The organism is Micromonospora sp. NPDC051296 (assembly GCF_040682255.1).
Taxonomy (GTDB): domain Bacteria; phylum Actinomycetota; class Actinomycetes; order Mycobacteriales; family Micromonosporaceae; genus Micromonospora; species Micromonospora craterilacus.
This window is the reverse complement of record NZ_JBFBAO010000403.1, coordinates 1-5,942: the sequence shown is the minus strand read 5'-3', so window position 1 is coordinate 5,942 and position 5,942 is coordinate 1. Positions and strand designations below refer to the sequence as shown.

The window sequence follows — 5,942 nt, the reverse complement described above, 5'->3', positions numbered from 1 at the left end:
ATCGACACCGGGCTGTCCGAGACGGTCAGCACCTCGGCGTGCGCCACGGGCAGCGCGAACACCCGCTCGTCGGCCGGCAGCGACGCGTCCACGGTGAGGATGCCGGCCACCGCCTGCTGCTCCAGCCACTCGCGGGCGTAGCGCGGGTCGACCCCGGTGCGTTCGGCGATCTCCCGCACCGTGCCGGGCCCCTTGGCCGCGAGGTCGTCGTAGAGCCCGAGGCGGACACCGAGGTACGTCGACAGCAACTCCTGGGTGGCCAGCAGCGAGGTCCACATCCGGACCGCGAAGACCCGGGCCTGGGTGTCGGTGGGAGTCGTCATCGGTGTCCTCCAGGCGACGTACGTGTGGGGTGTGCTGTTTTCCCGACATACGCTAGCCGCTGCGGCCTCGCCATGGACAGCACCCGTCGGTGGGAGATACGGTCCGCACACGACACACCGCACACAGGAGGAGTGGACGTGAACCCAACGCTGTCACGGGTACGCGACCTGGCGTCCCGAGTGGCGAAACGGGCCGAGGAGGTCGAGCGGCACCGTGGGCTGCCCGACGACCTCGTCGACGACCTCCGCGAGGCCGGCTGCTTCCGGATGTTCGCCCCGGCCAGCCACGGCGGTGACCAGCTCGACCTGCCCGACGTGCTCGCCGTGCTGGAGGAACTCGCCCGCGCCGACGCCGCGACCTCGTGGACGGTCGGCCAGGTGGCGCTGTCGCATCTGATCGTGCGCTGTGGCCCGGCCGAGGCGCTCGACGACGTCTTCGCCGACGGTCCGGACACCCTGGTCGCCGGGGCCGTGGCCCCCAAGGGCCGGGCCCGCGAGACCGACGACGGCTGGCGGGTCAGCGGTCAGTGGCCGTTCGTCACCGGGTGCCCCCGGGCGGCCTGGTTCTACCTCAGCTGCGTGCTGGTCGCCGGCCGCAGCGTGCCGGTCGGGCCGGACGGGGTGCCGGCCACCCGCATCCTGTTCGTGCCGGCGCGGGACATCCGGATCGTGGACACCTGGCGGGTGCTGGGGCTGCGCGGCACGGCCAGCCACGACGTGACGGTCGAGGACGGGCGGGTGCCTGGGCACCGGGCGGTCGCCGCGCAGGACGCCGACGCGGTGCACCGCATCGCCCAGTCCAGCCTGATCATCGGCGCGGTCGCGGTCGGGCTGGCCGACGGCGCGCTGGCCGACCTGGTCCGGCTGGCCGCCGACGGCAAGCGGCCGGCGTTGAGCGCGCGCCGGCTCGCCGCCTCGACGGTCTTCCAGGACCGGCTGGGCGAGGCGCAGACCGTGCAGCGGGCGGCCCGGGCGTTGCTGTACGCCGAGGCGGCCGAGGCGCAGGCGGCGGAGGGGGCCTCGACACCGCTGCGGCGGGCCCGGCTGCGGGCGGCGGCGGCGCAGGTGACCAGCCTGTGCGCGCAGGTCGTGGACACCGCGCACACGCTGGCCGGCGGCACCGCCGTGTACGAGACCTCGCCGCTGCAACGGCGGCTGCGCGACATGCGGACGGCCACCCAGCACTTCGTGGCCGGCCGCGACTCGTACGCCACGCTCGGCGCGCTCGCCGTCGGCGAGGAGACCAGCACCGGCCCGCTCTGAATCGTACGGTAGCGCAGTATCTCGTCTGTGGAGGGTTGTCAATGAGTGAGCTGTTTTCGGTGGCGGGTAGGACGGCACTCGTCACGGGCGGCACCCAGGGGATCGGGCGGATGATCGCCCAGGGGTTCGTCGAGGCCGGCGCGCGGGTCTACCTCACCGCCCGGACCAAGTCCGACTGCGACGACGTGGCCCGGGAACTCTCCGCCGGCGGCGGCGAGTGCGTGGCGATCCCGGCGGACCTCTCCGACGAGCAGGAGTGCGTCCGGCTGGCCCGGGAGATCGCCGAACGCGAGCAGAAGCTGCACATCCTGGTCAACAACGCCGGCACCGCCTGGACCGCCCCGGTCGAGCAGTTCCCGGCGAGCGCCTGGGACCGGGTGCTCGACCTCAGCCTGAAGGCCCCGCTGTTCCTGGTGCGGGAGTTGGCCCCGCTGCTGCGGGCGGCCGGCACCGCCGACGACCCGGCCCGGATCGTCAACATCGGCAGCGCCGACGCGCAGCGGGTGCCGGAGATGCCCACCTACTCGGCCGCCGCGGCGAAGGCGGCCATCCATCACATCACCCGGATGCTCGCCCACGACTTCGCGCCGACGGTGACCGCGAACGTGATCGCCCCCGGCAGTTTCCCGTCCCGGATGATGGCCGGCGTGCTCGAGGCGATGGGCGAGGAGATCGCCGCGGTGACCCCGATGCAGCGCATCGGCCGGCCCGACGACATCGTCGGCACGGCCATCTACCTGTGCAGCCGCGCCGGCTCGTACGTGACCGGATCGGTGGTCACCGTGGACGGCGGCCTCTCCACCGCGCGGACCGGTTTCGTGCCGGGCCGCTTCCTCACCGACGCCCAGTGAGCCTGCGACGCTAGCCGCGCGGGGGCCGCGCACCGAGCGGTGCGCGGCCCTTTGCGTGCGCTCAGTTCAGTTCTTCGGCTTCGGCGGCACATGCAGGCCGAAGGCCAGGCCCTGGTTGTCCCGGCACTCCACGAACGCGCCCCACTCCTCCGTCGGAGGGCGCATCGGCTCCACCTCGCCGCCGAGTTCCACCACCCGCTTGATGGCCTCGTCGATGTCGTCGACGGTGAAGTACAGGTAGTGCTGCGGCGGGCCCGGGTCGCGGTGGAAACCGCCGGGCACCGCCGGCACCCCCGGCCCCGCCTCCCCGGTGTCGATCGACCCACCGTGTTCCTGCGCCTGCACCTTCCAGCCGAACAACTCGGCGTAGAAGCGGCTGGCCACCGCCACGTCCGGGACTCCGAACTCGAAGTACGACAGCTGTCCTGCCACGACCGACCTCCTCCGTCATCGATCCGGGGCGCTTAGCCGCCACCCGACCGACCGGATGGGGCTGCCTAACACAACAAACTACACTAGAATCCGACCCAACATACTCCGCTTACCGCCCGCCGGGAGCTGGCGTGCCGAGCCGGAAGAGGTGTCCCACGTGCCCGTCACCGCCGCCCCGACAGAGCTGATCCCGGACACCGGCGCCCTCATCGGCGCCACCCGCACGGCCACCACCACCGGCGGCGTGCACCAGCACGTCTACGCCGCCGACGGGCGAGCCACCGCGACCGTGCCGCTCGCCGGCACCGCCGAGATGGACGCGGCAGTTCGCGCCGCCGGCGCGGCCCTCGACGGCTGGCGGGCCACCGTCGGCAACGTACGACGTGACCTGCTGCTGCGCCTGGCCGAGCTGGTCGAGCGACACGCCACCGAACTGGCCGGGCTACAGACGCTGGAGAACGGCTGCCCACGGCAGTTCGCCTCGGTGATGCCGAGCGTCGCGGTCGACCATCTGCGCTACAACGCCGGATGGGCGGACAAGGTCGGCGGTGAGGTCGTCCCGACGTGGCCGATACGGGCCCTCGACTACACCCTCGACGAGCCGTACGGCGTGGTCGCCCTGATCATCCCCTGGAACGGCCCGCTGGTCTCCGTCGCGCAGATGCTCGCCCCGGCGCTCGCGGCCGGCAACACGGTCGTACTCAAACCGTCGGAGCTGGCGCCGTTCACCGCGTTGCGCCTCGGCGAGCTGGCCCTGGAGGCAGGTTTCCCGCCCGGCGTGGTCAACGTGGTGCCGGGCGCGGCGGCCGGCGGAGAGGCACTGGTGCGGCACCCGGGCGTGGACAAGGTGCACTTCACCGGCGGCGGGACGACCGCCCGGAAGATCCTCGCCGCCGCCGCGGACCGGCTCGTCCCGGTCGGCCTCGAACTGGGCGGCAAGTCCGCCCACATCATCTTCGGCGACGCCGACGTCCGGATGGCGGCGCGACTGGCGATGAGCGGCGTGATCGCGTTGAGCGGGCAGGGCTGTGCCAACGGCACCCGGGTGCTGGCACACTCGTCGGTCTACGACGAGGTGCTGCGTACCGTCGCCGCGCGGCTGGCCCGGGTGCGGCTCGGTGACCCCGCCGACGAGCGCACGATGATGGGCCCGGTGGTCAGCGAGAGCGCCTGCCAGCGGATCCTCGGCGTGGTCGAACGGGCCCGCGAGCAGGGCCACGGCCGGCTGGTTACCGGCGGCGAACGGCTCGACGGCGACCTCGGCGACGGCTACTTCGTCGCCCCGACCGTCTTCGCCGAGGTCGACCCGGCCAGCGAACTCGCCCAGGACGAGATCTTCGGGCCGGTGCTGGCCTTCACCTCCTTCGACACCGAGGAGGAGGCGGTCCGGTTGGCCAACGGCACCCGCTACGGCCTCGGGGCGTACCTGCACACCGCTGACCTGCGCACGGCGCACCGGGTGAGCCGGGCGGTCGCCGCCGGCAGCGTCTGGGTCAACGGGGTGCCCGGCGTCCTGCCGTCGGCGCCCTTCGGCGGGGTACGGCAGAGCGGCTGGGGCCGGATCGGCGGCGAAGCCGGCGTGCGGGAGTTCCTGCGGCCGAAGAACGTCTGGATCGCCACCTGATCAGAGCCGCCAGGACCGGGCCGCCTCCTGCTCGGCCCACATCCGCGCGTACCGGCCCGGCCGGGCCAGCAGCTCGTCGTGCCGTCCGACCTCGACCACCTCACCGCCGTCCAGCACGACGATCCGGTCGGCGTGCCGGACCGTGCCCAGCCGGTGCGCGACGACCAGCACCGTGCGGTCCCGGATCAGGTCGGACAACGCCTGCTGCACGTGCCGCTCGTTGGTGGCGTCCATCGCCGCCGTCGGCTCGTCGAGCAGCACGATCGGGGCGTCCTTGAGGATGGCGCGGGCCAGCGACAACCGCTGCCGCTCGCCGCCGGACAGGGTGGCGCCGCCCTCCCCCACCATGGTGTCCCCGCCCTGCGGCAGCCGGGCCACGATCTCGTCGACCCGGGCCCGCGCCGCGGCCTGCCGCACCTCCTCGTCACTGGCGGCGGGCCGGCCGAAGCGGATGTTGTCCCACACGGACTCGCTGAACAGGTAGTTGTCCTGGAACACCACGGTCACCGCGTCGAACAGGGTCGCGCTGTCCAGCTCCCGGATGTCGACCCCGCCGATGCGGATCGTGCCGCCGTCGGGGGCGAAGAACTGGGCCAGCAGGTGCAGGCAGGTCGTCTTGCCGGCGCCGCTGCTGCCGACCAGCGCGGTGACCGTCCCGGCGGGGGCCGCGAAGCTGACCCCGCGCAGCGCCGGCCGACCCGCGCCCGGATAGGTGTAGGAGACGTTCTCGAAGGCCACGTCGTGTCCCTGCGGCGTCCGGCCGGTGCGGACCTCCGCCGGCACCGGCTCGGCGAGCAGCGCGCCGAGCCGGTCGACGGCCGCCTCACCCACCCGCAGGCTCTCGGTCTGCTCGCCCATCGCCCGCAGCGGGCCGTGGATACGCAGCGACAGCACTGCGAAGACCAGGAAGGTGGCCGGCGCCAGGTCGCCGCCGATCAGCAGGAAGGCCCCGGCGAGCAGCACCACCGGCAGGCCCAGCTCGATCACGGTGAGGAACAGCACCAGCGGTACGACCAGCCGACTCACCAGCCCGTTGCTGGCCTCCCGGTGCCGGACCAGGGCGCGGGCGAGCCGCCCGGCCCGGTCACCGGTGGCGCCGTGCGCGCGGGCCACGGCGATGCCCGAGACGTACTCCTGGAAGCGGGCCGCGGCCTGGCCGCTGGCCTGCGCGCGCTCCGCGGCCAGCCGGGCGAAGGTGCGCTGCGACCAGGCGTAGACCAGCATCGCCAGCGGGATGGTCGCCAGCGCGGCCAGGCCCATCCGCCAGTCCTCCAGCAGCAGACCGACCGCGATCACCAGGGGCAGCAGAGCGGCACCGATGATGGTGGGGATGGCGCCGAAGACCACCGGTTCCAGCTCGCTGAGGTGGTGCGTGACGAGCGCGGTGAGGTCGCCGCTCTGCCGCCTGGTGTGGTAGCCCAGCGGCAGCCGACGCAGGTGCTCCAGGGC

The 5,942-nt window shown here is 73.4% G+C and carries 5 protein-coding genes and 1 pseudogene; 3 read left to right on the top strand and 3 right to left on the bottom strand.

Annotated elements, in window-relative coordinates:
* Positions 1–323: pseudogene (locus tag AB0M52_RS29220) on the bottom strand (SAM-dependent methyltransferase); the annotation flags it as partial.
* A gap of 72 nt (positions 324–395) precedes the next feature.
* Between AB0M52_RS29220 and AB0M52_RS29215 the strand changes: the two are divergent.
* Together AB0M52_RS29215 and AB0M52_RS29210 are read left to right on the top strand one after the other, a co-directional pair.
* The gene (locus AB0M52_RS29215) at positions 396–1,586 is read left to right on the top strand and encodes an acyl-CoA dehydrogenase family protein (protein WP_363960376.1); all 1,191 of its coding nucleotides are present in this window, start codon (positions 396–398) and stop codon (positions 1,584–1,586) included.
* A 41-nt stretch (positions 1,587–1,627) separates the two neighbouring features.
* Complete coding sequence (locus tag AB0M52_RS29210) at positions 1,628–2,437, top strand: SDR family oxidoreductase (protein WP_363960373.1); 810 nt, start codon at positions 1,628–1,630, stop codon at positions 2,435–2,437.
* A 66-nt stretch (positions 2,438–2,503) separates the two neighbouring features.
* Here AB0M52_RS29210 and AB0M52_RS29205 read toward each other — a convergent pair whose 3' ends face one another.
* Positions 2,504–2,869, bottom strand: a complete 366-nt coding sequence (locus AB0M52_RS29205; RefSeq protein ID WP_363960370.1) for a VOC family protein — start codon at positions 2,867–2,869, stop codon at positions 2,504–2,506.
* A gap of 157 nt (positions 2,870–3,026) precedes the next feature.
* On the opposite strand from AB0M52_RS29205, the gene AB0M52_RS29200 reads away from it, so the two are divergent.
* Positions 3,027–4,493, top strand: coding sequence for an aldehyde dehydrogenase family protein (locus AB0M52_RS29200; protein ID WP_363960367.1), 1,467 nt, complete (start codon positions 3,027–3,029; stop codon positions 4,491–4,493).
* Here AB0M52_RS29200 and AB0M52_RS29195 read toward each other — a convergent pair.
* A partial coding sequence (locus AB0M52_RS29195; protein WP_363960364.1) for an ABC transporter ATP-binding protein occupies positions 4,494–5,942 on the bottom strand: 1,449 nt, incomplete at its 5' end.

Coding starts and splice junctions, on each gene's coding strand:
- AB0M52_RS29215 (WP_363960376.1), top strand. CDS start 396: ATGGACAGCACCCGTCGGTGGGAGATACGGTCCGCACACGACACACCG.
- AB0M52_RS29210 (WP_363960373.1), top strand. CDS start 1,628: ATGAGTGAGCTGTTTTCGGTGGCGGGTAGGACGGCACTCGTCACGGGC.